The organism is Pseudomonas sp. SID14000, from assembly GCF_002165135.1.
GTDB lineage: Bacteria > Pseudomonadota > Gammaproteobacteria > Pseudomonadales > Pseudomonadaceae > Aquipseudomonas.
This window is the reverse complement of sequence record NZ_NFZQ01000001.1, coordinates 188,913-213,770: the sequence shown is the minus strand read 5'-3', so window position 1 is coordinate 213,770 and position 24,858 is coordinate 188,913. Positions and strand designations below refer to the sequence as shown.

At 63.3% G+C, this 24,858-nt stretch carries 23 protein-coding genes and 2 pseudogenes; 11 read left to right on the top strand and 14 right to left on the bottom strand.

From position 1 onward, the window contains the following. The 4 genes from livM (at window position 1) to CAY82_RS00990 (ending at window position 4,250) form a co-directional block, all read left to right on the top strand. Window positions 1–1,302: a high-affinity branched-chain amino acid ABC transporter permease LivM gene (livM, locus tag CAY82_RS01010; protein ID WP_087499565.1), complete on the top strand. Its 1,302-nt coding sequence runs from the start codon at window positions 1–3 to the stop codon at window positions 1,300–1,302. Next, window positions 1,299–2,174 carry an ATP-binding cassette domain-containing protein gene (locus CAY82_RS01005; RefSeq protein WP_087499564.1) on the top strand — a complete coding sequence of 292 codons (876 nt, stop codon included), beginning with the start codon at window positions 1,299–1,301 and terminating at the stop codon, window positions 2,172–2,174. Before livM ends, CAY82_RS01005 begins: the two co-directional genes overlap by 4 nt. Then, entirely contained in the window at window positions 2,171–2,887 is a 717-nt protein-coding gene (locus CAY82_RS01000; protein ID WP_015271986.1) for an ABC transporter ATP-binding protein, read from the top strand. The genes CAY82_RS01005 and CAY82_RS01000 overlap by 4 nt, the downstream gene beginning before the upstream one ends. A gap of 595 nt (window positions 2,888–3,482) precedes the next feature. After that, a complete protein-coding gene (locus tag CAY82_RS00990) occupies window positions 3,483–4,250 on the top strand; it encodes an SDR family oxidoreductase (protein ID WP_013974408.1) in 768 nt (255 codons plus the stop codon). Window positions 4,251–4,367: 117 nt separating this feature from the next. Here the strand turns inward: CAY82_RS00990 and CAY82_RS00985 are convergent, their stop codons facing one another. From CAY82_RS00985 to CAY82_RS00975, 3 genes are all read right to left on the bottom strand, one after another. After that, entirely contained in the window at window positions 4,368–5,465 is a 1,098-nt protein-coding gene (locus tag CAY82_RS00985) for an AGE family epimerase/isomerase (protein ID WP_087499562.1), read from the bottom strand. Window positions 5,466–5,579: 114 nt separating this feature from the next. Continuing rightward, complete coding sequence (locus tag CAY82_RS00980) at window positions 5,580–6,212, bottom strand: TetR family transcriptional regulator (RefSeq protein WP_087499561.1); 633 nt, start codon at window positions 6,210–6,212, stop codon at window positions 5,580–5,582. 122 nt (window positions 6,213–6,334) lie between these two features. Then, the gene (locus CAY82_RS00975; protein WP_087499560.1) at window positions 6,335–6,787 is read right to left on the bottom strand and encodes a phage infection protein; all 453 of its coding nucleotides are present in this window, start codon (window positions 6,785–6,787) and stop codon (window positions 6,335–6,337) included. A 341-nt stretch (window positions 6,788–7,128) separates the two neighbouring features. On the opposite strand from CAY82_RS00975, the gene CAY82_RS00970 reads away from it, so the two are divergent. Then, window positions 7,129–9,195 (top strand): AsmA family protein, encoded by a 2,067-nt coding sequence (locus CAY82_RS00970; protein WP_087499559.1) that lies wholly within the window; start codon window positions 7,129–7,131, stop codon window positions 9,193–9,195. Window positions 9,196–9,250: 55 nt separating this feature from the next. Here CAY82_RS00970 and osmE read toward each other — a convergent pair whose 3' ends face one another. Then, window positions 9,251–9,592, bottom strand: a complete 342-nt coding sequence (gene osmE, locus CAY82_RS00965) for an osmotically-inducible lipoprotein OsmE (protein WP_087499558.1) — start codon at window positions 9,590–9,592, stop codon at window positions 9,251–9,253. Between the two features lie 123 nt (window positions 9,593–9,715). Here osmE and CAY82_RS00960 point away from each other — a divergent pair, with 123 nt between their 5' ends. Further along, on the top strand, window positions 9,716–10,606 hold the full coding sequence (locus tag CAY82_RS00960; RefSeq protein WP_087499843.1) for a triacylglycerol lipase: 891 nt from the start codon (window positions 9,716–9,718) through the stop codon (window positions 10,604–10,606). A gap of 51 nt (window positions 10,607–10,657) precedes the next feature. Here the strand turns inward: CAY82_RS00960 and CAY82_RS25610 are convergent. After that, a pseudogene (locus CAY82_RS25610) lies at window positions 10,658–10,772 on the bottom strand (EamA family transporter); the annotation flags it as partial. 206 nt (window positions 10,773–10,978) lie between these two features. On the opposite strand from CAY82_RS25610, the pseudogene CAY82_RS25605 reads away from it, so the two are divergent. The 3 genes and pseudogenes from CAY82_RS25605 to CAY82_RS00950 form a co-directional block, all read left to right on the top strand. Continuing rightward, window positions 10,979–11,074 (top strand): annotated as a pseudogene (locus tag CAY82_RS25605) (AraC family transcriptional regulator); the annotation flags it as partial. A gap of 63 nt (window positions 11,075–11,137) precedes the next feature. After that, window positions 11,138–11,425 (top strand): PsiF family protein, encoded by a 288-nt coding sequence (locus CAY82_RS00955; protein WP_087499557.1) that lies wholly within the window; start codon window positions 11,138–11,140, stop codon window positions 11,423–11,425. 71 nt (window positions 11,426–11,496) lie between these two features. Continuing rightward, window positions 11,497–12,504, top strand: a complete 1,008-nt coding sequence (locus CAY82_RS00950) for an AI-2E family transporter (RefSeq protein WP_087499556.1) — start codon at window positions 11,497–11,499, stop codon at window positions 12,502–12,504. 72 nt (window positions 12,505–12,576) lie between these two features. Here CAY82_RS00950 and CAY82_RS00945 read toward each other — a convergent pair whose 3' ends face one another. Then, window positions 12,577–13,848, bottom strand: coding sequence for an Hsp70 family protein (locus CAY82_RS00945; RefSeq protein ID WP_087499555.1), 1,272 nt, complete (start codon window positions 13,846–13,848; stop codon window positions 12,577–12,579). A 164-nt stretch (window positions 13,849–14,012) separates the two neighbouring features. On the opposite strand from CAY82_RS00945, the gene cbpA reads away from it, so the two are divergent. Together cbpA and CAY82_RS00935 are read left to right on the top strand one after the other, a co-directional pair. Then, on the top strand, window positions 14,013–14,966 hold the full coding sequence (gene cbpA, locus CAY82_RS00940) for a curved DNA-binding protein (RefSeq protein ID WP_087499554.1): 954 nt from the start codon (window positions 14,013–14,015) through the stop codon (window positions 14,964–14,966). A gap of 2 nt (window positions 14,967–14,968) precedes the next feature. Then, entirely contained in the window at window positions 14,969–15,274 is a 306-nt protein-coding gene (locus CAY82_RS00935; protein WP_087499553.1) for a chaperone modulator CbpM, read from the top strand. A gap of 126 nt (window positions 15,275–15,400) precedes the next feature. Here the strand turns inward: CAY82_RS00935 and CAY82_RS00930 are convergent, their stop codons facing one another. The 8 genes from CAY82_RS00930 to CAY82_RS00890 all read right to left on the bottom strand — a co-directional run bounded on the left by CAY82_RS00930 (window position 15,401) and on the right by CAY82_RS00890 (window position 24,810). Beyond that, a complete protein-coding gene (locus CAY82_RS00930) occupies window positions 15,401–15,916 on the bottom strand; it encodes a GNAT family N-acetyltransferase (RefSeq protein WP_087499552.1) in 516 nt (171 codons plus the stop codon). 31 nt (window positions 15,917–15,947) lie between these two features. Continuing rightward, entirely contained in the window at window positions 15,948–16,646 is a 699-nt protein-coding gene (gene urtE, locus CAY82_RS00925) for an urea ABC transporter ATP-binding subunit UrtE (RefSeq protein WP_087499551.1), read from the bottom strand. 145 nt (window positions 16,647–16,791) lie between these two features. Continuing rightward, the gene (gene urtD, locus CAY82_RS00920; protein ID WP_087499550.1) at window positions 16,792–17,649 is read right to left on the bottom strand and encodes an urea ABC transporter ATP-binding protein UrtD; all 858 of its coding nucleotides are present in this window, start codon (window positions 17,647–17,649) and stop codon (window positions 16,792–16,794) included. After that, entirely contained in the window at window positions 17,646–18,725 is a 1,080-nt protein-coding gene (urtC, locus tag CAY82_RS00915; protein ID WP_087499549.1) for an urea ABC transporter permease subunit UrtC, read from the bottom strand. The genes urtD and urtC overlap by 4 nt, the downstream gene beginning before the upstream one ends. Next, window positions 18,725–20,179 carry an urea ABC transporter permease subunit UrtB gene (urtB, locus tag CAY82_RS00910; RefSeq protein WP_256576210.1) on the bottom strand — a complete coding sequence of 485 codons (1,455 nt, stop codon included), beginning with the start codon at window positions 20,177–20,179 and terminating at the stop codon, window positions 18,725–18,727. The genes urtC and urtB overlap by 1 nt, the downstream gene beginning before the upstream one ends. 173 nt (window positions 20,180–20,352) lie before the next feature. Beyond that, on the bottom strand, window positions 20,353–21,618 hold the full coding sequence (urtA, locus tag CAY82_RS00905; protein ID WP_087499547.1) for an urea ABC transporter substrate-binding protein: 1,266 nt from the start codon (window positions 21,616–21,618) through the stop codon (window positions 20,353–20,355). A gap of 186 nt (window positions 21,619–21,804) precedes the next feature. Then, window positions 21,805–23,211, bottom strand: coding sequence for a D-serine/D-alanine/glycine transporter (cycA, locus tag CAY82_RS00900; RefSeq protein ID WP_087499546.1), 1,407 nt, complete (start codon window positions 23,209–23,211; stop codon window positions 21,805–21,807). A 231-nt stretch (window positions 23,212–23,442) separates the two neighbouring features. Continuing rightward, window positions 23,443–24,810: a PepSY domain-containing protein gene (locus tag CAY82_RS00890; RefSeq protein ID WP_087499544.1), complete on the bottom strand. Its 1,368-nt coding sequence runs from the start codon at window positions 24,808–24,810 to the stop codon at window positions 23,443–23,445. Window positions 24,811–24,858 lie beyond the last annotated feature (48 nt).

Here is a 24,858-nt window from a genome sequence, read left to right as displayed (position 1 = left end):
ATGTCCATTGCCAAAACTGCCTCTGTTACCGAAACCAAGGGTTTCGACCTTAAACGCAGCCTGCTGGAGACCATCGTCGCCGGCCTGCTGGCACTCATCGTGTTTGGCCCGGTGGTCGGCGTGGTGCTCGACGGCTATAGCTTCAATGCCGAGCCGCGGCGCGTCGCCTGGTTGGTTGGCGGGGTGATGCTGGGGCGCTTCCTGCTCAGCCTGTATTTGCAGACTGCCGCCGGCTCGCGCATGCTCCAGGGCTTCGAAAGCGGTGGCTCGGGCGTGCATGTGCGCGCGCCGGACTACGTATCGCGCCTGCGCTACATCATCCCGGCGCTGGTGGTGATCGCCATCGTCTTCCCGATCTTCGCCAACAAGTACCTGCTGACCGTGGTCATCCTCGGGCTGATCTACGTGCTGCTGGGCCTGGGCCTGAACATCGTGGTCGGCCTGGCCGGCCTGCTCGACCTGGGTTACGTGGCGTTCTATGCCATCGGCGCCTACGGCCTGGCATTGGGTTACCAGTACCTGGGCCTGGGCTTCTGGAGTGTGCTGCCACTGGCGGCTATCGCCGCGGCGCTGGCAGGGTGCATCCTCGGCTTCCCGGTGCTGCGGATGCACGGTGACTACCTGGCGATCGTGACCCTGGGCTTCGGCGAGATCATCCGCCTGGTGTTGAACAACTGGCTGTCGTTCACCGGCGGCCCCAACGGCATGCCGGCACCGGCCCCCACCTTCTTCGGCCTGGAGTTCGGTCGCCGGGCCAAGGATGGTGGGGTACCGATCCACGAGTTCTTTGGCTTCGATTACAACGCCAACCTCAAGTTCGTGTTCATCTACGCGGTGCTGTTCGCCGTAGTGCTGGCCGTGCTGTATATCAAGCACCGCCTGACCCGCATGCCGGTCGGCCGCGCCTGGGAAGCGCTGCGCGAGGACGAGATCGCCTGCCGCTCGATGGGCCTGAACCACGTACTGGTCAAGCTCTCGGCGTTTACCCTGGGTGCCTCCACCGCCGGCCTGGCCGGGGTGTTCTTCGCCACGTATCAGGGCTTCGTCAACCCGTCGTCGTTCACCTTCTTCGAGTCGGCGCTGATCCTGGCCATCGTCGTGCTCGGCGGCATGGGCTCGACCGTGGGCGTGGTGATCGCCGCGTTCGTGCTCACCGTGGCACCGGAACTGCTGCGCAGCTTCTCCGAATACCGCGTGCTGTTGTTCGGTGTGCTGATGGTGCTGATGATGATCTGGCGACCGCGTGGGCTGATCCGCATCAGCCGTACCGGTGTGACCCCGCGTAAAGGAGTGGCGCCATGAGCGACGATATCATTCTCTCGGTCGACAACCTGATGATGCAGTTCGGTGGCATCAAGGCGCTCAGCGATGTCAGCCTGAAGGTCCGGCGCAACCAGATCTTCGCCTTGATCGGCCCCAACGGTGCCGGCAAGACCACTGTGTTCAACTGCCTGACCGGCTTCTACAAGGCCAGCGGCGGGCGCATCGAGCTGAACGTGCGCGGCAGCCACACCAATGTCATCCAGTTGCTCGGCGAGCGCTTCCAGATGGCGGACTTCGTTTCGCCGGCGCGCTTTGCCAACCGCATGTACTACAAGATGTTCGGCGGTACCCACCTGGTCAACCGCGCCGGCCTGGCACGCACCTTCCAGAACATTCGCCTGTTCAAGGAAATGTCGGTAGTGGAGAACCTGCTGGTGGCCCAGCACATGTGGGTCAACCGCAACCTGCTGGCCGGGGTGCTCAACACCAAGGCCTACCGCAAGGCCGAGAGCGATGCGCTGGACCACGCGTTCTACTGGCTGGAAGTGGTCGACCTGGTCGATTGCGCCAACCGCCTGGCTGGCGAGTTGTCGTACGGTCAGCAGCGCCGCCTGGAAATTGCCCGGGCCATGTGCACGCGGCCGAAAATCATCTGCCTGGACGAACCGGCGGCTGGCCTGAACCCGCAGGAAACCGAGGCCCTCAGCCGCATGATCCGCGTGCTGCGTGACGAGCACGACATCACCGTGGTGCTGATCGAACACGACATGGGCATGGTCATGAGCATTTCCGACCATATCGTGGTGCTCGACCACGGCAACGTGATTGCCGAAGGCGCGCCGCAGGATATCCGCCACAACCCGACGGTGATCGCCGCCTACCTGGGTGCCGATGAAGAGGAACTGGTATGAGTGCACCCATTCTCGAACTGAAGGACCTGGACGTGTTCTACGGCCCGATCCAGGCGCTGAAAAAGGTCTCGATGCACATCAACGAGGGGGAGACGGTCAGCCTGATCGGCGCCAACGGTGCCGGCAAGTCGACCCTGCTGATGTCTATCTTCGGCCAGCCGCGGGCGGCTTCGGGGCATATCGTGTACCGGGGCACCGACATCACTCGCAAGTCGTCGCACTACATTGCCTCCAACGGCATTGCCCAGTCGCCGGAAGGGCGTCGGGTGTTCCCCGACATGACCGTCGAGGAGAACCTGATGATGGGTACCATCCCCATCGGTGACAAGCATGCCGACGAAGACATGCAGCGTATGTACGAGCTGTTTCCGCGCTTGAAAGAGCGGCGTAATCAGAGGGCCATGACCATGTCCGGTGGCGAGCAGCAGATGCTGGCCATTGCCCGCGCGCTGATGAGCCGGCCAAAGTTGTTGCTGCTGGACGAGCCATCGCTGGGGCTGGCGCCGATCGTGGTCAAGCAGATCTTCTCGACATTGCGTGAGCTGGCCAAGACCGGGATGACCATCTTCCTGGTGGAGCAGAACGCCAACCATGCGCTGAAATTGTCGGATCGGGCTTATGTGATGGTCAACGGGCAGATTCGCATGAGCGGGACCGGGCAGGAGCTGTTGGTCAACGAGGAAGTGCGCAACGCTTATCTGGGCGGGCATTGAGTTGCATTCGGGGGCCGCTTTGCGGCCCCATTCTCGATGTGGACAACTTCTGGCACACCTGTCCCTGTACACATCACCATCCCATCCCAAGCCCTTGTTTCCACAGGCCAGATCTTTTCCACGGATAATGTGGAACCGCCTGTGGAAAACATGGTGGCATATCCCTCAAGCCCTTTGATAGCAAGCCCTGCAGAGCCATGATCATTTTTTGATCACATCGCCCTTGTGGATGATTTTCCCAAGCTTTTCAAGGCCCTGCATGCATGCGCAGAGCAATGAAAAACCTGTGGATAACTCTGTGAAAAAACCTTGGACAGACCGCTGCAGGCGGCATGCTTGAAAGCCTTGCGCCATCATCGAAAAGATATCCACCGACCACAAGTCGCTGAAAGGGTTCCGCCATGTGGACAAGTTGCCCCCAATCCGTGGGGAAAGCCTTGTGGATAACATGCGCATAGCTGTCGCCGGGCCTTCTGCTGCAAGGGTTTGCCGCATATGAACAAAAAATGAACAGCGCCCTCGGCGGGTTGCTGCCAGCGCCTGGCGCGGGCATGCTGCAACACTGCCGATGACAATTCACCGTGAGGAACAGAGCATGACGTCCACCGTATTCATCACTGGCGCGACTTCCGGTTTCGGCGAGGCCACTGCTCGCCGCTTCGCCGAAGCTGGCTGGAAACTGGTGCTCACTGGTCGCCGCAAGGAGCGCCTGGACGCCCTGTGTGCCGAGCTGTCGGCCAAGACCGAAGTGCACGGCCTGGTGCTCGACGTGCGTGACCGCAAGGCCATGGAGCAGGCCATCGCCAACCTGCCGGCCGGTTTCGACAAGCTGCGTGGCCTGGTCAACAATGCTGGCCTGGCGCTAGGGGTGGACGCGGCGCAGAACTGCAGCCTGGACGACTGGGAAACCATGGTCGACACCAACATCAAGGGCTTGATGTACACCACCCGCCTGCTGCTGCCACGGCTGATCGCCCATGGGCGTGGGGCGTCGATCCTCAATGTCGGTTCGGTAGCGGGCAACTACCCATACCCTGGCAGCAACGTGTACGGTGGCACCAAGGCCTTCGTCGGCCAGTTCTCGTTGAGCCTGCGCTGCGATCTGCGGGGTACGGGCGTGCGGGTGAGCAACATCGAGCCCGGCCTGTGCGAAAGCGAGTTCTCGCTGGTGCGTTTCGGCGGTGACCAGGCCAAGTACGATGCCACCTACGCCGGTGCCGAGCCGATCCAGCCACAGGACATTGCCGAGACCATCTTCTGGATCCTCAACCAGCCGGCGCATATCAACATCAACAGCCTCGAGCTGATGCCGGTGAGCCAGGACTGGGCAGGGTTCTCGATCGACCGCTCGGTCAAGGGCTGATCAGAAAAGCGGGGCCGCTATGCGGCCCATTCGCAGCGCAAGGCTGCTCCTACAGGTACTGCACAGGTTTCAGATGCGCCGCTCCCCCTGTAGGAGCAGCCTTGTGCTGCGAAAGCGTCAGCCCAGGCGCTGCAACCCTTCCAGGCAAGTTGCCAAATGGTAGGGCGTAGTCGAAGGCATATCATGCCGGCTGACACTGCCTTCCCCATCCCGGCACTCATACCAGCCCGCCTCACGCAGGAACCGCGCTTCCAGCGCCTGCAACTGCCCAGCCAGCTTTGCCTCGCCCCCCACCCGCAACACCAGCGCCCGCAGGTATTCCGCCTGCGCCCAGATCCGCTGGGTGGCGTCGAGCACCTGGCCATCCACATCCAGCATCGCCAGCACCGCGGCATCCTTCACCCCGTACTGCTCGGCATAGCCGAAAGCCCGATCGATGGACGCATGTAGTTGCGTGTCACGCAGCAGTGGCGAGGTATGTAGCAGGTAGAACCATTCGAACTGGTGCCCCGGTTCGAACCAGTTATCCACAGCGCCGCGAGGCTTTTCCAGCATCAGGCCGTGGGCCGGCTCGATGAAGTGTGCCTGCAGCGCTTCGCACAGATGCAGCAGCGATTGCCGGGTATGCTCGTCGTCACGCACCGCCAGCACCTGCAGGAAGGCTTCGGCCAGGTGCATCTGCGGATTTTGCAGCGGACCGCTGCCAAGGTCGGCCCAGTCTTCAGCGAGGCTGGCTTCGTACAGGCCATCGTCGCGGGCGAACTGCTGGTCGATGATGTCCAGCGCGGCGTCCAGCGTGGACTCCACCAGGTTTTCACGTACTTTGCCCCAGTAGTGCGCACAGGCGAAGACGATGAAGGCGTGGGTGTACAGGTCTTTGCGTCGGTCCAGCGGTTTGCCCTGGGCGTCGATGCTGTAGAACCAGCCGCCGTGTTCGGCATCATGGAAGTGCTTTTGCAGCGAGCGGAACAAGGCGGCCGCGCGCTCGGCTGCGCCCGGTTGCCCGATGCGGCTGCTGAACAGGTACAGCTGCCGAGCGCAGGCCATGGCTCGGTAGCGCTGCACCGGCAATGGCTGGTGCTGGGCGTCCAGGGCCTCGTAGGGCAGGGCCATGTCGGCATTCCAGCCCGGCCCTTGCCACAACGGCACGATGCGTTCGGCGAAGTGCTGGTTGAAGCGGGCCAGGTCAGGCAGGGTGGGGCGGGGGTCGGACATTTCGGCGCTCGTCGCTGTCGGGCAGGGCGCCATGGTAGCAGAACTGGGGTTGTGGGTAGCCTGTGCCGGCCTCTTCGCGGGTTCACCCGCGAAGAGGCCAGTACAGGCTACCGATCAGCCCGGGTTGCCCAACCCCTGCCAATGTCGCGCCCCCACGAAGATGAAGCGCAGCTGCTGGGTGATCTTTTCCTGCGGCGTCAGCGCCTGTGGGTAACCCGCTTCGGGGCTGTCGATAAGTTCGGGCAGGGTGGCGAACACGGTCTTCACCACCAGGTCGGCCATCACCGCCAGCGCGGCGCTGTCCAGGTGCTGCCAGCGCTTCATGCGTGCCAGGTCGGTGGCCAGGTCGTCGCTGATGTTCTGGCGCAGGCGGGCAATGGCCTGGCGTACAGGCTGCGAACCGCCGTACTGCTCACGGGCGAGGAACAGGAACTGCGCACGGTGGGCGGCGACCACGTCGAGGAATATGCGCACCGAGGCGTCAGTGATGCCGCCCAGTTCGAATTCGTTGTGGCGCACCAGGCGGATGGTCTGGCGGAAGGTAGTGTCGACCTCGGCCACCAGGGCCAGGCCCAAGGCGTCCATGTCGGAAAAATGCCGGTAAAAGCCGGTCGGTACGATGCCGGCCGTCTTGGCCACTTCGCGCAGGCTGATACTGCCGAAACCACGGCCACTCTCCATGAGCTGGCAGGCAGCATCGAGCAGGGCCTGGCGGGTCTGTAGCTTCTGTTCGGCGCGCGGCAGCATGGTGCGAGCTTCTATGACTGTAAGGCTGGGCACTCTAGTTAAAAAAACAAAGCCCGGTCAATGGACCGGGCTTGGAGGGTAGCAGGCGTTGTGACAGAGGTTGTTCTTTTCGGCCATGGTGATCAGCTCACACGGCTGATTTCAACCAGGCGATCGGAGCCACCTTCGGCAACGCGGCCACTACGCTCGATCAGGCGATCGGAACCACCTTCGGCAACGCGGCCACTACGCTCGATCAGGCGATCGGAGCCACCTTCGGCAACGCGGCCGGTACGTTCGATCAGGCGATCGGAGCCACCTTCGGCAACGCGGCCGGTACGTTCGATCAGGCGATCGGAACCACCTTCGGCAACGCGGCCGGTACGCTCGATCAGGCGATCGGAGCCACCTTCGGCAACGCGGCCAGTACGTTCGATCAGGCGATCAGAACCACCTTCGGCAACGGTTTTCAGCGGCTGGGCGATTTCGGCAGCGCTGGAGCGCGATTCGGCGGTCAGGTGTTGCTCGTCGGCCGGCAGGGCAAAAGCGTTGGCAGCCAGGATGGACAGGGTGAAGGTCAGCAGATGGCGTTTCATGATTTCGGTGCTCCTCTGAGGGGCTGGAAAGTGGTTACGGAGCCAATGCTACGCCGGGTAACGCCAGAGAGAAGTTCATATGGGTAATGGTAACAATCGACCGCATTGATAGAGCGTGTAAAGCGCTCTGGAAAGCACTTTTCAGATCGTTTAATGGCAATTTGATAGTGTTGCTGGCGGGTAACGCATGCGTCCTGTCGCGACAAAATGCTGAGCGAAAGGCCAGGAAAAACTTCGCTATCATGGCGCCATTGATAAAACCCCACGGGTTTTCGTCAGTCCGAGATATTGAGTACCACCGCTGGGCCTGTTTTGTGTCATACCGCAAGGAGAACCACGCAATGACGCGTCCCGCCAGAATCCTCGTCTGGACCTTCACCAGCCTGCTGACCTTGCTGGTGATCCTGGTGGTGGTGGTCGCCACCTTCGACTGGAACCGCGTCAAGCCGCTGCTCAACGAGAAGGTCTCTGAGGCCCTGCAGCGGCCCTTCGCGATCAATGGCAACCTTGCCGTGAACTGGCGTACCGAACCTGAGGAGGGGGGCTGGCGTGCCTGGGTGCCCTGGCCGCATTTCATTGCCGAGGACCTGACCCTGGGCAACCCCGAGTGGCTCAAGGAACCGAAGATGGTCGGCCTGGAGCGCGTAGCGTTCCGCCTGGCGCCGCTGCCGCTGCTTTTCCAGCAGATCAGCATCCCGCGCATCGACCTCACCAAGCCCACTGCCAGCCTTGTCCGCCTGGCCGATGGCCGCGCCAACTGGGCCTTCGACTTCGGCCCCAAGGATGAAAACGCAGAGCCTTCCAGATGGCAGCTGGACATTGGCGCCATCGGCTTTGACCAGGGCAATGTCAGCTTCGATGACCAAACCCTGAAAACCAGCATGAAGGTGCAGATCGACCCGCTGGGCAAGCCTGTCCCGTTCAGCGACATCGTCGGCAAGGCCCGCGCTGAGAAAGCCGGTGCCGCGCAGGACTACGCCTTTGGGCTCAAGGCACAGGGCCGCTACAAGGGCCAGCCGGTGTCCGGCACCGGCAAGATCGGCGGCCTGCTGGCCCTGCAAGACGCCAGCCAGCCGTTCCCGCTGCAGGCTGATGTGCGTATCGCCGACACCCACGTGGTGCTCGCCGGTACCCTGACCGACCCGCGCAACCTCGGCGCCCTTGACCTGCGCCTGCGTCTGTCCGGAGCCAGCCTGGGCAATCTCTACCCGCTGACTGGCGTAACCTTGCCCGACACTCCGGCCTATTCCACCGACGGCCATCTCAGCGCCAACCTGCACGCGGCACAAGGGGCGACCTTCAACTACCAAGGCTTCAACGGCAAGATCGGTGACAGTGATATCCATGGTGATCTGGCCTTCGTCGCCAGCCAGCCACGGCCGAGGCTGTCCGGCAACCTGGTATCCAACCAGTTGCTGTTCAAGGACCTGGCGCCGCTGATCGGCGCCGACTCCAATGCCGAGCAGAAGGCCCGCGGTGGTGCCAGCAAGCAGCCGGCAGGCAAGGTGTTGCCGGTGGAAGAGTTTCGCACTGAGCGTTGGCGTGCCATGGACGCCGACGTCACTTTTGCCGGCAAGCGCATCGTGCACAGCGCGCAACTGCCGTTCAACGACCTGTCGGCCCACGTGATCCTGGAGGATGGCCTGCTGCGCCTGGAGCCCCTGCGTTTTGGGGTGGCTGGCGGCAACCTGGCTTCCAGGATCCGCCTGGATGGCCGCAACGTACCGTTGCAGGGGCATGCCCGGCTGACGGCGCGGGGCTTCAAGCTCAAGCAGTTGTTCCCCACCTTTGCGCCGATGCAGACCAGCTTCGGTGAGTTGAATGGTGATGCCGATATCACCGGCCGGGGCAACTCGGTTGCTGCCTTGCTGGGCACGGCCAATGGCGATCTGCGCATGCTGATCAACGATGGTGCCATCAGCCGCAGCCTGATGGAGATTGCCGGGTTGAACGTGGGCAACTATGTGGTCGGCAAGCTGTTTGGCGATGAGGATGTGAAGATCAACTGCGCGGCGGCTGACGTGGGTATCAAGGATGGCCTGGCGACCACGCGCTTGTTCATCTTTGATACAGAGAACGCGATCATCTACATCAACGGCACAGCCAATTTCGCCACCGAGCAGCTGGACCTGAAGATCACACCGGAATCGAAAGGGCTGCGGCTGTTCTCGCTGCGTTCCCCGTTGTATGTGCGCGGGCCGTTCGCCAAGCCCAGTGCCGGGGTGCAGGCAGTGCCGCTGGCGTTGCGTGGGGCGGGGATGGTGGCGCTGGGTGTGGTGGCCGGGCCGGCGGCGGGCTTGCTGGCGCTGATTGCGCCTAGCAGCGGGGATGATCCCAACCAGTGCACGCCGCTGTTGCAGCAGATGAAGGCCGGCAAGGCGCCGATGGCGGTCAAGGGGCGGAAATAGCAGGGAGCCACTTCGCGGCCCCAGCAATCACAATTCTTGCACCAGGATGTCAGGTTTAGGCGCCGTGGACGGCGTCGCTGTCCTCTTCGCGTTGTTTGCACGTCTTGAAGCCTTTGGCATCGACATGGCCGGTGGCGTCGAAGCGCACGTAGTAGGGTTGCTGGTGGCCGTCGCGGTTGAGGATGTAGTCGTTGCAGGTGCCCCCGTGGGGCAGGTCGATCACGCTGGACGGGCTGCCGCCGATGGCGATGACCTTCTGCATGGTCATGCCTTTTTCCACTCGCTTGACCAGCGGCTCGTCGCGGTAGGTGACGTAGTCGACCGGGTTCTCCGGGCGGCTGCCGCAGGCGGCGAGGGTGGCGCTTGCCAGAAGGATCACCAGGGTCTGCTTGTACATGGTCCTGCTCCTTGCAAAGGGTCTGTGTGGTTTGGAACCGCGGCGCGTGTCAGGAGTTCGATTGCGATGGTCATCAAGGCCGCTGTAGTGTTGGCCGGTCGTCCACGGAAAGGGGCTGGGGCAATGCAGCAGGAATTGGCCACGCGATACCCGTTGGTGCTGGTGCCGGGCATGCTCGGTTTTGTCCGGGTAGTGCTCTATCCCTACTGGTTCGGCATCGTGCCGGCCCTGCGCAAAGGCGGGGCGCAGGTGTTCCCGGTGCAGGTTTCACCGCTGCACTCCAGCGAGGTGCGCGGCGAGCAGTTGCTGGCGATCATCGAAGACATCTGCCAGCGCACCGGAGCGGAAAAAGTCAACCTCATCGGCCACAGTCAGGGTGCCCTGAGCGCGCGCTACGCGGCCGCCAGGCGACCCGGGCGGGTGGCGTCGGTCACTTCGGTGGCGGGGCCCAACCATGGCTCGGAACTGGCCGATTACCTGGAGCGAACGGCACCGGGCGATTCCCCGCAGGGGCGCATCCTGAAGGCAGTGCTGCATGGCTTGGCCGTGCTGCTGGTGTGGCTGGAAACCGGCTGGCGCCGCGACCCGCTGCCGGTGGATGTACATGCCTCGCACCAGTCGTTGACCAGCGCCGGGGTGGCGCTGTTCAACCAGGCTTATCCACAGGGGCTGCCGGACACCTGGGGCGGGGAAGGGGCCTATGAGGTCGATGGTGTGCGCTATTACTCCTGGTCAGGCACCTTGCAACCCGGCCTGACCGACCAGGGTCGCAACCGTTTCGACGGCAGCAGCCGCTTCTGCCGCCTGTTCGCGCGCAGTTTCGTCAAGGAAAAGGGCCATTGCGACGGGATGGTCGGCCGCTTCAGTTCGCACCTGGGGCAGGTGATCGGCGACGATTACCCGCTCGACCACCTGGATATCGTCAACCAGTCGCTTGGCGCTGTGGGTAAGGGCGCCGAACCGGTGCGGCTGTTCACCGAACATGCTGCCCGGCTCAAGGCGGCAGGGCTCTAGCGGCAGCAGGTTGAAGAACAGCGTGGTACGGCTTGGGCCCAGGCGGTGCACGGCCAGCAGCCAGCGGTAGAAGCCGATCTCGGCGGGGGGCACCGGCGGACATCTTGGTGACCACGGTGTTGCCGGCCCAGATGAGGATGGCGGTCAAGGGGAACAGGTAGTTCATGTAGCCGGTTCTCGGCAAGGCGGATTGGCTGCCTGTCTGTTTGCGGCGATCGGGCAGCGAGCTCGGTCCTTGTAGGAGCAGCCTTGTGCAGCGAAAAGGCCAGTGTGGCCAAATGAATTGCTCTGGCAGTGATGCCCTCTTTGCAGCGCAAGGCTGCTCCTACAGGGGCTGGGGCATGTCCTCAGGCCCGGGGAAAACCGCCCGCTGGCTATAGCAACGCCTCGGCGTTCATCGCCATGTTCCAGCGCCAGGCCCAGTGCACGCCCGCGCAATATCGCCGCCAGGCACGGGCAGGGCGTTGAGAATTCTTGGCTACACTCAGCTCGACCCCCGCGCATCGGGCGCGGAGCCAAGGAGACTACTCCATGAAAGTGCTGCAAATCCCCTTACTGGTGTTGGCGGTGTTGTTCAGCGCCCAAGGCTTCGCCGCCAATACCGCGCAGCAGGAAAAGATGAAAACCTGCAACGCCGATGCCACCGCCAAGGCCCTCAAGGGCGATGAGCGCAAAGCCTTCATGAGTATCTGCCTGAAGAAGGACGTGCCACAAACCCAGCAAGAGAAGATGAAAACCTGCAACGCCGACGCCACCACCAAGGCCCTGAAGGGCGACGAGCGCAAAGCGTTCATGAGCGACTGCCTGAAGAAGAAATGACCTGCGCCTATGCCTGCAGGCGTAAGGCTGGCAGACTGCGGGTCTTTCCCGTTGTCTGCCGTTGAGGCTGTATGACCTTCACCCCCCGCCAGGTCACCCTGGCCAGCTGGATCATCGTGTTTGCCGGCTTGTTGCTGGCGTTGCCCATGAAATTGCTGCCGAGCCTGCTGGCCGGCTTGCTGGTGTTCGAGCTGGTCAACATGCTCACGCCGCGGCTGCAGCCGCTGCTCGCCGGGCAGCGCGCCCGTTGGCTGGCTGTGGCGCTGCTCGGCACGTTGGTGGTGAGTACCCTGACCCTGCTGTTTGCCGGTGCCTTCAGCTTCCTGCTGCACGAGGCGGAAAACCCCGGTGCATCGCTAGACAAGTTCATGGCCCTGGTGGAGCGCGCCCGTGGGCAGTTGCCGCCGTTCATCGAAGGCTACCTGCCGGCCAGTGCAGCGGAGTTCAAGGTGGCCATCGGTGACTGGATCAAGAGCCACCTGAGTGACCTGCAACTGGTGGGCAAGGGCATGGCGCACATGTTCGTCACCCTGTTGATCGGCATGATCCTGGGCGCCATCGTCGCCTTGCAGCGCATCCCCGACATATCCCGGCGCAAGCCGCTGGCGGCGGCGCTGTTCGAGCGCCTGAGCCTGCTGGTGCAGGCGTTTCGCAACATCGTCTTCGCGCAGATCAAGATTTCGCTGCTCAACACCACCTTCACCGGCATCTTCCTGGCCGTGGTGCTGCCGATGTTCGACGTGCACCTGCCGCTGACCAAGACGCTGATCGTGCTGACCTTCCTGCTGGGCCTGCTGCCGGTGATCGGCAACCTGATGTCGAATACCCTCATCACTATCGTCGGCCTGTCGCTGTCGATCTGGGTGGCGGCAGCGGCGCTGGGTTACCTGATCGTCATCCACAAGGTCGAGTACTTCCTCAACGCGCGGATCGTGGGCGGGCAGATCAGTGCCAAGTCGTGGGAATTGCTGCTGGCGATGCTGGTGTTCGAGGCGGCGTTCGGGCTGCCGGGGGTGGTGGCGGGGCCGATCTATTATGCCTACCTGAAGAGTGAGCTGAAGCGGGCCGAACTGGTCTGATTCTTTATTGACCAGTACCGGCCTCTCCGCGGGTTTACCCGCGAAGAGGCCGGTACTGGTAAACGGGATGGCTCAGGCTACGCCGTAGCGCTTGCGCGCCTCGATGGCCAGCCCGCTGCCAATGCTGCCAAAGATGTTGCCTTCCACATGACGCGCATTCGGTAGCATCGCCGACACGCTGTTGCGCAGCGCCGGAATCCCGCTGGAACCGCCGGTGAAGAACACCGTATCGACCTGTGTTTCGCTCACTCCAGCCTTGGCCAGCAGTTCGCTCACGCTACCACGCACCCGCTCCAGCAACCCTTCGATAGCCCCCTCGAATAGCGCCCGTGACAGGTCCACGCCTAGCCCGCGTTCGATGCGGCCGAGGTCGACGTGGCGGCTCTGCTGCTCGGTCAGCTCGATCTTGCTGGCCTCCACTTCCATCGCCAACCAGTGCCCAGCACGCTCTTCGATCAGCTTGAACAGGCGGTCGATGCCCAGCGTGTCCTCAATGTCATAACGCATGCTGCCCAGCGCCAGTTGCGACTTCTGCGAGTACAGGGCATTGATGGTGTGCCAGGTGGCGAGGTTGAGGTGGTAACTGGTCGGCATCAGCGCGCCGCTCTTCATACGGCTGCCGTAGCCGAACAGCGGCATCACGCCTTGCAGGCTCAGCTGCTTGTCGAAGTCGGTACCGCCGATGTGTACACCGCCGGTGGCGAGGATGTCGCTCTGGCGCTCAGCGACCAGATGGCGCTCGGGCGACAGGCGGATCAGGGTGAAGTCCGAGGTACCACCACCGATGTCGACGATCAGCACCAGCTCTTCACGGCTGATGCCCGACTCGTAGTCGAACGCCGCGGCAATCGGTTCGTACTGGAACGACACGTCCTTGAAGCCGATCTTGCGCGCCACTTCGGCCAGGGTGTCTTCGGCTTCCTGGTCGGCGGCCGGGTCTTCGTCGACGAAGAACACCGGGCGGCCCAGTACCACCTGGTCGAACTCGCGGCCGGCAGCTGCCTCGGCGCGCTTTTTCAGCTCGCCGATGAACATGCTCAGCAGGTCTTTGAACGGCAGGGCGCTGCCCAGCACGCTGGTGTCGTGCTTGATCAGCTTGGAACCCAACAGGCTTTTCAGCGAGCGCATCAGGCGGCCTTCGTAGCCTTCCAGGTACTCGTGCAGCGCCAGGCGGCCATATACCGGGCGACGCTCCTCGATGTTGAAGAACACCACCGAGGGCAAGGTGATCTTGCCGTCTTCCAGGGCAATCAGCGACTCGACGCCGGGGCGGTGCCAGCCGACCGTGGAGTTGGAGGTGCCAAAGTCGATGCCCAAGGCACGGGCCGGGGATAGGTCAGACATGGGGAATGAGCTTCCGGAGGCAAAACGGCCGCGCAGTGTATGCCAGTTGGCTACAGAATCAAGACCGGTCGTCTGCCATGGAGCAAACCCAAGGCGCTCTTGAAAGGCTATGCTTGACCCCTATCTTCTCTTGCAACACGCACATTCACATTGGTGATCCATAGATGGACTTCAAAGACTATTACAAGATACTCGGCGTAGAGCCCACGGCGGACGACAAGGCGATCAAGGCCGCGTACCGCAAGCTGGCACGCAAGTATCACCCCGATGTCAGCAAGGAGCGCGACGCCGAGGAAAAATTCAAGGAGGCCAACGAGGCCTACGAAGTGCTGGGTGACGCGCAGAAACGTGCCGAGTTCGACGAAATCCGCAAGTACGGCGGCCAGCATGGCCGGCCGTTCCAGGCACCACCGGGCTGGGAAAGCCGTGGCGGTGGCGGCGGCTTCGAAGGCGGTGATTTCTCCGACTTTTTCAGCTCGATCTTCGGTGGTCGGGGCGGCAACCCTTTCGGTGGTGGCCGGCAACAGCAACGCAGTGCTGGCAGGCGGGGGCAGGACGTGGAGCTTGAACTGGCGGTGTTCCTTGAAGAGACCCTGAAAAAGGAGTCCAAACAGATCAGCTTCCAGGTGCCGCAAACCAATGCCATGGGCCAGCGCACCGGTTTCACTACCAAGACCCTGAACGTGAAGATTCCGGCCGGGGTGACCGACGGCGAGCGCATCCGTCTCAAGGGGCAGGGCGCGCCAGGCAGTGGCGGCGGGGCCAATGGCGACCTGTTCCTGACCATTCGCATGGCACCGCACCCGCTCTTCGATGTCGAAGGTCATGACCTTATCATCACCGTGCCGCTGGCACCGTGGGAGGCTGCCCTGGGCGCCAAGGTGGCGGTGCCGACCCTGGACGGCAAGATCAACCTCACCATCCGCCCCGACAGCCAGAGCGGCCAGCGTCTACGGGTACCGGGCAAGGGCCTGGCCAACAAGAGCGGCGAGCGCGGCAACCTTTATGCGCAACTGAAAGTGGTCATGCCGCCAGCATCCGACGAGTCTGCCCGCGAACTGTGGACCAAGCTTTCCGAGAAGGCGGCGTTCAACCCGAGGACACAATGGAGTAAGTGATCATGAGCAGCACCCTGATCGTTCAACTGGACATGCGTACTTTGTGTCAGGAGGCTGATATCACGGCTGACTGCGTGATCGAGATCGTCGAGCACGGCATTGTCGAACCTTCCGGGCGAACGCCGGAGGATTGGTTGTTCGACGATCAGGCGCCGTTATTGGCCAGGCGTGCAGCGAAGCTGCATCAGGAGCTTGAGCTGGAGTGGGAAGGCGTGGCGCTGGCGCTGGAGCTGTTGGAGGAAGTGCAGCAGTTGCGCAGCGAGAACAGCATGCTGAGGCAGAGGTTGGGCAGGTTTACCCAGATATGAGGTTTGCAGGCCCGGCCTCTTCGCGGGTAAACCCGCTCCCACAGGAATCGCACGATCCCTGATATGTGTGCAGTACCTGTGGGAGCGGGTTTACCCGCGAAGAGGCCAGTACCGGCAAAATCAGATTCAGCTTGGCTCGGCACCGGGGTTAAGCACCAGCTGCATGAAGGTCAAATCCAGCCACCGGCCGAACTTCACCCCCACCTGCGGCATCTGCCCGGTCACCACGAAGCCCAGCCGCTCATGCAGGCGCACCGACGCTGCATTGCCGCTCTCGATGGCCGCCACCATCACATGCTTGCCACACTCGCGTGCACGTTCGACCAGCGCCGCCATCAGCACCGGCCCCAATCCCTTGCCGCGCTGATCGCCACGGATGTACACCGAGTTTTCAACGGTGTTGCGAAAGCCCTCGAATGGCCGCCAGTCGCCAAACGACGCATAGCCCAGCACACCACTCCCATCCACCGCCACCAGGATCGGGTAGCCCTGCTGCGCCCGTGCGTCGAACCAGGCCTGGCGGTTGGCCAGGTCCACCGGAGTTTCGTTCCAGATCGCCGTGGTGTTGCGCACAGCGTCGTTGTAGATGTCGAGGATGCCCGGCACATCGGCAGGCAGGGCGTCGCGGATTTCATGACTCATGACAGCGTCTCGCAGGGTCGTTGTTTGCAGATTAAATGGTTACCAGCCCGCGCACACTCTCGGCTTGCATGTTTTCGCCACGGCCCCGCTGGATGATCTCGCCACGAGCCATCACCAGATACTGGTCGGCCAACTCCTCGGCGAAATCGTAGAACTGCTCCACCAGCAGGATGGCCATGTCGCCGCGCTCGGCCAGGCGGCGGATGACTGCGCCAATTTCCTTGATGACCGAAGGCTGGATGCCCTCGGTGGGCTCGTCCAGGATCAGCAAGCGCGGGCGGCTGGCCAGGGCGCGGCCGATGGCCAGCTGTTGCTGCTGGCCCCCGGACAGGTCACCGCCACGGCGTTGTTTCATCTGTTCCAGCACCGGGAACAGTTCGTAGATGAAGGGCGGTACCTCCCGTGCTTCACGAGCGGGGAAGCGCGACAGACCCATCAGCAGGTTTTCCTCGACGGTGAGGCGCGGGAAAATCTCGCGGCCTTGGGGCACGTAGGCGATGCCGGCGTGGACCCGTTGCTGGGGCTTGAGGCTGGTGATCGGCTTGCCTTCCCATTCGATGCTGCCGTCGCGGGCCGGGACCAGGCCCATCAGGCAGCGCAGCAGGGTGGTCTTGCCCACGCCGTTGCGGCCCAGTAGGCAGGTGACCTCGCCGACCTTGGCTTCGAAGGACAGGCCCCGGAGGATGTGGCTGCCGCCGTAGTACTGGTGCAGGGTGTCGATTTTCAGCATGTGTGGTTCCTGGGAAATCTGCTTTGCCTGTGCCGGCCCTTTCGCGGGTAAACCCGCTCCCACAAGGACCGCGCAGCTCTTCAGGCCTGTACCGTACCTGTGGGAGCGGGTTTACCCGCGAAGAGGCCGGCACAGGTATCCATGTCTAGCGGCCCAGATACACCTCGACCACCCGCTCATCCGCCTGCACCTGCTCCAGCGACCCTTCCGCCAGCACGCTGCCCTGGTGCAGCACGGTCACATGGTCGGCAATGCTGCCGACGAACCCCATGTCATGCTCCACCACCATCAGCGAATGCTTGCCAGCCAGTCCTTTGAACAGCTCGGCGGTGAACTCGGTCTCGGCATCGGTCATGCCCGCCACCGGCTCGTCCAGCAACAGAAGTTGCGGCTCCTGCACCAGCAGCATGCCGATCTCCAGGAACTGCTTCTGCCCGTGCGACAACAAGCCCGCCTGGCGCTGGGCCAGTGGCAACAGGCGCAAGGTAGTCAGCACCTCCTCGATGCGCTGACGCTGCTCACCGCCCAGGCGCGCTGCCAGGCTGGCCCATACCGACTTGTCGGTCTTCAGCGCCAGCTCCAGGTTCTCGAACACCGTCAGCGCCTCGAACACCGTGGGCTTCTGGAACTTGCGGCCAATGCCTGCCTGGGCGATCTGGTATTCGCTCATGCGGGTCAGGTCGAGGGTGTCACCGAAATACGCCGTGCCGCTGTCGGGCCGGGTCTTGCCAGTGATCACATCCATCATCGTGGTCTTGCCGGCACCGTTTGGGCCGATGATGCAACGCAGCTCGCCCACTCCGATGTACAGGTTCAGCGTGTTCAGCGCCTTGAACCCATCGAAGCTGACGCTGATGTCTTCCAGGCTTAGCACCGTGCCGTGGCGGGTGTCGAGGCCGGCCTTGCGAATGTGGCCCAGGCCGATGGCATCGCGGCCGGCGCCGAGGTTGTCGAACACCGGTTCGAGCATGAATTCGGGGTGTACCGGGGGCACGCCTCTCATGGCTGGCTCCTTTTCTTCAACAGGCCGACCACACCCTTGGGCAGGTACAGGGTAACGAGGATGAACAGCGCGCCGAGGAAGAACAGCCAGAACTCCGGGAAGGCCACGGTGAACCAGCTCTTCATGCCATTGACCAGACCGGCGCCGAGCAGCGGGCCGATCAAGGTGCCGCGCCCGCCCAGGGCCACCCACACGGCGGCTTCGATGGAGTTGGTCGGCGACATCTCGCCGGGATTGATGATGCCCACCTGCGGCACGTACAGCGCGCCGGCCAGGCCGCATAGCACGGCACTGAGCACCCATACCAGCAACTTGAAACCACGCGGGTCGTAGCCGCAGAACATCAGGCGGTTCTCGGCATCACGCACGGCAGTGAGCAGGCGGCCGAACTTGCTGTTAGTCAGGCGCCAGCACAGGTACAGGCTGGCCAGCAGCAGGCCGACGGTGAGCAGGAACAGCACCGCGCGGGTGCCTTGGGCGGCAATGTCGAAGCCTAGGATGGTGCGGAAGCTGGTAAAGCCGTTGTTGCCGCCAAAGCCGGTTTCGTTGCGGAAGAACAGCAACATGCCGGCGAAGGTCAGGGCCTGGGTCATGATCGAGAAGTACACGCCCTTGATCCGCGAGCGGAAGGCAAACCAGCCGAACACCAGCGCCAGCAGCCCGGGCGCCAGCACCACCAGGCACAGGGCCCAGGCGAAATGCTGGGTGCCAGCCCAGTACCACGGCAGCTCGCTCCACGACAGGAAGGTCATGAACCCTGGCAGGCCGTCACCAGCGGCCTGGCGCATCAGGTACATGCCCATGGCGTAGCCACCGAGGGCGAAGAACAGCCCGTGGCCCAGCGATAGCAGCCCGGCGTAGCCCCAGACCAGGTCCAGGGCCAGGGCGACGATGGCGTAGCAGAGGATCTTGCCGACCAGGGTCAGGGTATAGGCCGACACTTGCAGGGCATGGTCCGCCGGCAGCAGCGACAGCAGCGGCAGGGCTACCAGCAGCAGGACGACGACGGCGCCGATGGCCAGGGTTAGGCGTGGCCCGGCCTTTTGCGTAGCGGTGACAAGCAGTGGCTGGTTCATCAGTCGATTACCCGTCCCTTGAGGGCGAACAGGCCTTGCGGGCGCTTCTGGATGAACAGAATGATCAACGCAAGGATGAGGATCTTGCCGAGCACCGCGCCGATCTGCGGCTCCAGCAGCTTGTTGGCGATGCCCAGGCCGAAGGCGGCCCAGAGGCTGCCGGCCAGCTGGCCTACGCCGCCGAGCACCACCACCAGGAACGAGTCGATGATGTAGCTCTGGCCCAGGTCCGGGCCGACGTTGCCGACCTGGCTCAGGGCCACGCCACCAAGCCCGGCGATGCCCGAGCCGAGGCCGAAGGCGAGCATGTCGACGCGCCCGGTGGACACGCCGCAGCAGGCGGCCATGTTGCGGTTCTGGGTGACCGCGCGCACGTTCAGGCCCAGCCGTGTGCGGTTGAGTAGCAGCCAGGTGAGCAGTACCACGGCCAGGGCGAAGCCGATGATCACCAGGCGGTTGTATGGCAGCACCAGGTTGGGCAGCAACTGGATGCCCCCCGACAGCCAGGCCGGGTTGCTGACTTCGACGTTCTGCGCGCCGAACAGCAGGCGGATGGCCTGGATCAGGATCAGGCTGATGCCCCAGGTCGCCAGCAAGGTTTCCAGTGGGCGGCCATACAGGTGGCGGATTACCGTGCGCTCCAGCGCCATGCCGACCCCGGCACTGACGGTGAAGGCCACCGGCAGGGCGATCAGCGGGTAGAACTCGATGGCGCCGGGGGCATAGCGCTGCAACAGCACCTGGACCATGTAGGTGCTGTACGCACCGAGCATCAGCATTTCGCCGTGGGCCATGTTGATCACCCCGAGCAGGCCGAAGGTGATGGCCAGGCCAAGGGCTGCCAGCAGCAGGATCGATCCCAGCGACAGGCCGCTGAAGGCCTGGCCGAGCAGTTCGCCGACCAGCAGCTTGCGCTGCACCTGGGCCAGGCTGGTTTCGGCGGCGATGCGTACGCCTGGGTCGGCTTCTGCGTCGGGTTGCAGCAGGGCTTCGAGGCGGGTGCGGGCCAGCGGGTCACCAGTTTCGCCGAGCAGGCGTACCGCGGCCAGGCGTACTGCCGGTTCGCTGGCGCCCAACTGCAGGTTGGCCAGGGCCAGGCCGAGGGCAGCGTGCACGGCGGCGTCCGGTTCGCTGGCGAAGCGCCGGTCGAGGAAGGCCATTTGTGCTGGTTGCGCGCTTTTCTGCAGTTGTTGGGCTGCGGCCAGGCGGATGTCGCTGTTGTCGCTGAGCAACTGGTGGCTGGCCAGGGCATTGTCGATCAGGCCGCGCAGGCGGTTGTTCAGGCGTACCTTGCGCGTGTCATCGGCGGCGATGCGGCCCTGGCGCAGGTTGTCCAGCAGCGGCAGGCGCGCGGCATCGGGTTGCGCCGCCCAGTTTTCGAGCAGTTGGGCCTGCTCGGCGGGCTTGGCAGCGAGGAAGAATTCGCCCTCGCTGGCCTGGGTGGCCAGGGGCATCAGCAGAAGAAGGGTTAGCAGGAGTCTAAGCATGCGAGCAATCCTGGAATACAGCGGTGGATTCTTCGCGGGTAAACCCGCTCCCACAGGGATCGCGCAGGTTTCTAACCTTGCACCGAACCTGTGGGAGCGGGTTTACCCGCGAATGGGCCGCAAGGCGGCCCCAACGGCTCTCAATTACCTTTCACGGCGTAATCAGGGCGCTTGTCGTTGCCCGGAATGAACGGGCTCCAAGGCTGCGCCCGCAGCGGTTGCTCGGTTTCCCACACCACGCTGAACTGCCCGTCTTCCTGGATCTCGCCGATCATCACCGGCTTGTGCAGGTGGTGGTTGGTCTTGTCCATGGTCAGGGTGAAGCCGGAAGGTGCCTTGAAGGTCTGCCCGGCCAGCGCTTCGCGTACCTTGTCGACATCGGTAGACTTGGCCTTCTCGGCGGCCTGGGCCCACATGTGGATACCGACGTAGGTGGCTTCCATCGGGTCGTTGGTCACCGCCTTGTCGGCTCCCGGCAGGCCTTTGGCCTTGGCGTAGGCCTTCCAGTCGGCGACGAATTTCTGGTTGACCGGGTTATCCACCGACTCGAAGTAGTTCCACGCCGCCAGGTGGCCCACCAGCGGCTTGGTGTCGATGCCGCGCAGTTCTTCTTCGCCCACCGAGAAGGCCACCACCGGCACATCGGTGGCCTTCAGGCCCTGGTTGGCCAGCTCCTTGTAGAACGGTACGTTGGAGTCGCCGTTGACCGTGGAGATGACCGCGGTCTTGCCGCCGGCCGAGAACTTCTTGATGTTGGCGACGATGGTCTGGTAATCGCTGTGGCCGAACGGCGTGTACACCTCTTCGATGTCTTTGTCGGCCACGCCTTTGCTGTGCAGGAAGGCGCGCAGGATCTTGTTGGTGGTGCGCGGGTAGACATAGTCGGTGCCCAGCAGGAAGAAGCGCCTGGCGCTGCCGCCGTCTTCGCTCATCAGGTATTCCACGGCCGGGATGGCCTGCTGGTTGGGCGCAGCGCCGGTGTAGAACACGTTCGGCGACATCTCTTCACCCTCGTACTGAACCGGGTAGAACAGCAGGCCGTTGAGCTCTTCGAACACCGGCAGCACCGACTTGCGCGACACGGAGGTCCAGCAGCCGAACACCACTGCCACCTTGTCCTGGGTAAGCAACTGGCGGCTCTTTTCGGCGAACAGCGGCCAGTTGGAGGCCGGGTCGACTACCACCGGTTCGAGCAGCTTGCCGTTCACGCCGCCCTTGGCGTTGATCTGCTCGATGGTCATCAGCGCCATGTCCTTGAGCGAGGTCTCGGAAATGGCCATGGTCCCCGACAGCGAATGCAGGATACCGACCTTGATGGTTTCGGCGGCCTGGATGCTCCAGCTCAGGCCCATTGCGGCAATCGATGCGCTGAGGGTGAAGGCCTTGATCAGACTGCGTCGCTTCATGTGCTCTCTCCGCTGAGTTTTTATGTGTTGGGCAAGCGGAGAGGGGTACTGCAAGGGGTGTGCCTAGCGGCGCAAGAGGCGCAATAGAGCGGTTGTGCGAGGTGTTGGGGCGTTGGTTGGATCCAGGTTGGTGCCTGGGGGATTTGTATGCACAGGATTGGGGCTGCAAAGCAGCCCCCAGGCTCATCAGCCGTTATGCACAGCCGCGCGCGGATGGCGCTTGCTGCGCACGAGCTGATAGGTCACCGTCAGCAGCACGAACCAGATCGGCGTCACCAGCAACGCCGCGCGGGTATCGTCTTCCAGGCTCAGCAACACCAGGATGAAGGCAAAGAACGCCAGGCACACGTAGCACATGAAGCGCCCGCCCGGCATCTTGAATTTCGACGCCTGGTGCAGCGCCGCGCGCTGCTTGCGGTACTGCAGGTACGACAGGAGGATCAGCGTCCAGACAAACATGAACAACACTGCCGAAACGGTGGTGATCAGGGTGAATGCCTCGACCACGTTCGGCACCAGGTAGATCATCACTGCACCCAGCAGCAGGCAGGTGCAGGAGAAGTACAGGCCATTGGCAGGCACCGAGCGGCCTGACAGCTTCTCGAACGCCTTGGGTGCGTCACCTTCCCGCGCCAGGCCGTACAGCATGCGGCTGGTGGAAAACACGCCGCCGTTGGCCGACGAGGCCGCCGAGGTCAGCACCACGAAGTTGATGATACTCGCTGCCGCCGGCAGGCCGGCCAGCACGAACAGCTCGATGAACGGGCTCTTGCCTGGTACCACGTCGCGCCAAGGTGTGACGGCCATGATTGCGATCAGTGCCAGTACGTAGAACATGATGATCCGCAACGGAATCGAATTGATCGCCCGCGGCAGGGTGCGCTCCGGGTTCTTCGCTTCGGCGGCGGTGGTACCCACCAGCTCGATACCGACGAAGGCGAACACGGCGATCTGGAAACCGGCGAAGAAGCCCATCAGGCCATTGGGGAACATGCCACTGTCGTTCCACAGGTTGGCCAGCTGCGCGGTGCGCCCACTGGGCGAGGTGAAGCCGCTGATGACCATGTATATGCCGGTAGCGACCAGGCCGAGAATGGCGACGATCTTGACCAGGGCGAACCAGAACTCCAGTTCACCGAACATCTTCACGGTTACCAGGTTCAGTGACAGCAGCAGCGCCACGAAGGTCAGCGCCGGTATCCACTGCGGCAGGTCGGGGAACCAGAATTGGGTGTAGGCCGCGATAGCGACCACGTCGGCGATACCGGTGACCACCCAGCAGACCCAGTAGGTCCAGCCGGTGAAGTAGCCCGCCCAGGGGCCGAGCAGGTCGGCGGAGAAATCGATGAACGACTTGTAGTTGAGGTTCGACAGCAGCAGTTCGCCCATGGCGCGCATGACGAAGAACAGCATGAAGCCGATGATCATGTAGACGAAGATGATCGACGGCCCGGCCAGGCTGATGGTCTTGCCTGAACCCATGAACAGGCCGGTACCGATCGCGCCGCCTATGGCGATCAGCTGGATGTGGCGGTTGGTCAGGTTACGTTGCAGATGCTGTTCATCTGGCGCTGTGGATGAGGTTTGCGTCATAGGCTGCATTCCGTTGGACGGTCGGTCGTCTTGTCAGAGGTAGCCGGCTAGGCTAACACGCACGTTCCAGTTCGGGGCGCGACAGATCGACACGACTTTTGGGTAGCAGTGTTGTGCCTGTGCCGGCCCTTTCGCGGGTAAACCCGCTCCCACAGGTTCTGCGCCAGGCCTGAGGGCAGCGCGGTCCCTGTGGGAGCGGGTTCACCCGCGAAGAGGCCGGCGAAGCAAGGCTCAAGCGCTGGCCAGTACCCGCCTGCGCCTGACCACCAGGCTATCCACCAGCCACATCACCACCATCGAGACCCCCACCAGCGGGAACATCAGCCCCAGCACCAGCATCACCCCCACCGCCGCCTTCCAGCGTGGCAGGTCATGGCGCAGCGGCGGCACGCCCAGCCCGCCGACGGGCCTGCGCTTCCACCACATCACCAGCCCGCTCACCGAGCCCAGCAAGATCATCAGGCACACCAGCAGGATGATGATCTGGTTGAACGCCCCGAACATCTTGCCTTCATGCAGCATCACGCCCAGTTCGGTGGCGCGGGCGACCGGGCTGTAGTCCTGCCAGCGCACATCGGCCAGGACCTTGCCAGTGTACTGGTCGACATGCAGGGTGGCGTCGTTGCGCGGGTCGTCGGCGAAAACCGCAATGGTGAACACGCCTTCGGCCGTGGTCGGCGCGGTAATGCTATAGCCAGGTTCGACCTGGCGCGCGGTAGCGATGTCTTCGACCTGCTGCAGGCTTACCTGCGGTGCTGCCGGCGCGCTCGACATCATGTGATGCCCGGCATGCTCGGCGTGTGCACCGGACTGTGGCATCGGCGTGTTTTCCATCGCCCAGGGTACGGTCTGGCGATGCGCGCTGTTGAGTTCACCCGCCTGTTGGTCCGACTTGGGCACGTCGTTCCACATGGCCGCCGGAAAGCGGTTCCACAGGTCGGCGTACTGCTTGCCCCACAGGCCGGTCCAGGTCATGCCGCTGACCAGCATCAGCAGCAACAAGGCCGAGCCCCAGAAACCGGTCACCGCATGCAGGTCGCGCCAGAGCAGTCGGCCGCGTGCCGACAGCCGTGGCCACAGCACACCAGCGCCATTGCGCCCGCGCGGCCACCACAAGTAAAGCCCCGACACCACCAGCACGATGCCCCAGCCCGCGGCCAGTTCTACCAGGCGGTCGCCGACCGTGCCGACCATCAGTTCGCCATGCAGGGCGCGGGCGATGGCCTGCAGGTTCTGCTTGCCATCCTGTTCGCCGAGGATCTTGCCGCTGTAGGGATCGACGAATACGTTCAGTTCGCGCCCCGCGTCATGCACCACGAATTGCGCGCTGCGTTCGGCGTCATGCGGCGGCAGGTACTGACCAACATGGCCATTGGGGTAGGCCTGGCGCACCTCGGCCAGCATCGTGTCCGCCCCCTGTCGGTGGTGGCCGGCTTCGACCACCATCAGTTCGCGGTACAGCAGTGGGTCAAGTTGCGGCTTGAACAGGTAGATGATCCCGGTGATCGCCAGCAGGATCATGAACGGGGCCACGAACAGCCCTGCATAGAAGTGCCAACGCCAGGCCAGGTTGTAGAAATTCATGCGTGTTCCTCTCATGGGAACCTCCTGTTTGACCAGCAGATGGGCGCGACCTGCGTCGCGCCC

What these genes read in the sequence shown, in the direction of transcription:
- urtB (WP_256576210.1), bottom strand. Translation starts at nt 20,179, where the DNA reads ATGCCCCTGGCCACCCAGGCCAGCGAGGGCGAATTCTTCCTCGCTGCC.
- osmE (WP_087499558.1), bottom strand. Translation starts at nt 9,592, where the DNA reads ATGTACAAGCAGACCCTGGTGATCCTTCTGGCAAGCGCCACCCTCGCC.
- CAY82_RS00980 (WP_087499561.1), bottom strand. Translation starts at nt 6,212, where the DNA reads ATGCTGCCGCGCGCCGAACAGAAGCTACAGACCCGCCAGGCCCTGCTC.
- CAY82_RS00970 (WP_087499559.1), top strand. Translation starts at nt 7,129, where the DNA reads ATGACGCGTCCCGCCAGAATCCTCGTCTGGACCTTCACCAGCCTGCTG.
- CAY82_RS01005 (WP_087499564.1), top strand. Translation starts at nt 1,299, where the DNA reads ATGAGCGACGATATCATTCTCTCGGTCGACAACCTGATGATGCAGTTC.
- CAY82_RS00985 (WP_087499562.1), bottom strand. Translation starts at nt 5,465, where the DNA reads ATGTCCGACCCCCGCCCCACCCTGCCTGACCTGGCCCGCTTCAACCAG.
- CAY82_RS00975 (WP_087499560.1), bottom strand. Translation starts at nt 6,787, where the DNA reads ATGAAACGCCATCTGCTGACCTTCACCCTGTCCATCCTGGCTGCCAAC.
- CAY82_RS00945 (WP_087499555.1), bottom strand. Translation starts at nt 13,848, where the DNA reads ATGTCTGACCTATCCCCGGCCCGTGCCTTGGGCATCGACTTTGGCACC.
- CAY82_RS00890 (WP_087499544.1), bottom strand. Translation starts at nt 24,810, where the DNA reads ATGAGAGGAACACGCATGAATTTCTACAACCTGGCCTGGCGTTGGCAC.
- urtC (WP_087499549.1), bottom strand. Translation starts at nt 18,725, where the DNA reads ATGAACCAGCCACTGCTTGTCACCGCTACGCAAAAGGCCGGGCCACGC.
- urtA (WP_087499547.1), bottom strand. Translation starts at nt 21,618, where the DNA reads ATGAAGCGACGCAGTCTGATCAAGGCCTTCACCCTCAGCGCATCGATT.
- cycA (WP_087499546.1), bottom strand. Translation starts at nt 23,211, where the DNA reads ATGACGCAAACCTCATCCACAGCGCCAGATGAACAGCATCTGCAACGT.
- CAY82_RS00955 (WP_087499557.1), top strand. Translation starts at nt 11,138, where the DNA reads ATGAAAGTGCTGCAAATCCCCTTACTGGTGTTGGCGGTGTTGTTCAGC.
- urtD (WP_087499550.1), bottom strand. Translation starts at nt 17,649, where the DNA reads ATGAGAGGCGTGCCCCCGGTACACCCCGAATTCATGCTCGAACCGGTG.
- cbpA (WP_087499554.1), top strand. Translation starts at nt 14,013, where the DNA reads ATGGACTTCAAAGACTATTACAAGATACTCGGCGTAGAGCCCACGGCG.
- CAY82_RS00950 (WP_087499556.1), top strand. Translation starts at nt 11,497, where the DNA reads ATGACCTTCACCCCCCGCCAGGTCACCCTGGCCAGCTGGATCATCGTG.
- livM (WP_087499565.1), top strand. Translation starts at nt 1, where the DNA reads ATGTCCATTGCCAAAACTGCCTCTGTTACCGAAACCAAGGGTTTCGAC.
- urtE (WP_087499551.1), bottom strand. Translation starts at nt 16,646, where the DNA reads ATGCTGAAAATCGACACCCTGCACCAGTACTACGGCGGCAGCCACATC.
- CAY82_RS00930 (WP_087499552.1), bottom strand. Translation starts at nt 15,916, where the DNA reads ATGAGTCATGAAATCCGCGACGCCCTGCCTGCCGATGTGCCGGGCATC.
- CAY82_RS00990 (WP_013974408.1), top strand. Translation starts at nt 3,483, where the DNA reads ATGACGTCCACCGTATTCATCACTGGCGCGACTTCCGGTTTCGGCGAG.
- CAY82_RS01000 (WP_015271986.1), top strand. Translation starts at nt 2,171, where the DNA reads ATGAGTGCACCCATTCTCGAACTGAAGGACCTGGACGTGTTCTACGGC.
- CAY82_RS00960 (WP_087499843.1), top strand. Translation starts at nt 9,716, where the DNA reads ATGCAGCAGGAATTGGCCACGCGATACCCGTTGGTGCTGGTGCCGGGC.
- CAY82_RS00935 (WP_087499553.1), top strand. Translation starts at nt 14,969, where the DNA reads ATGAGCAGCACCCTGATCGTTCAACTGGACATGCGTACTTTGTGTCAG.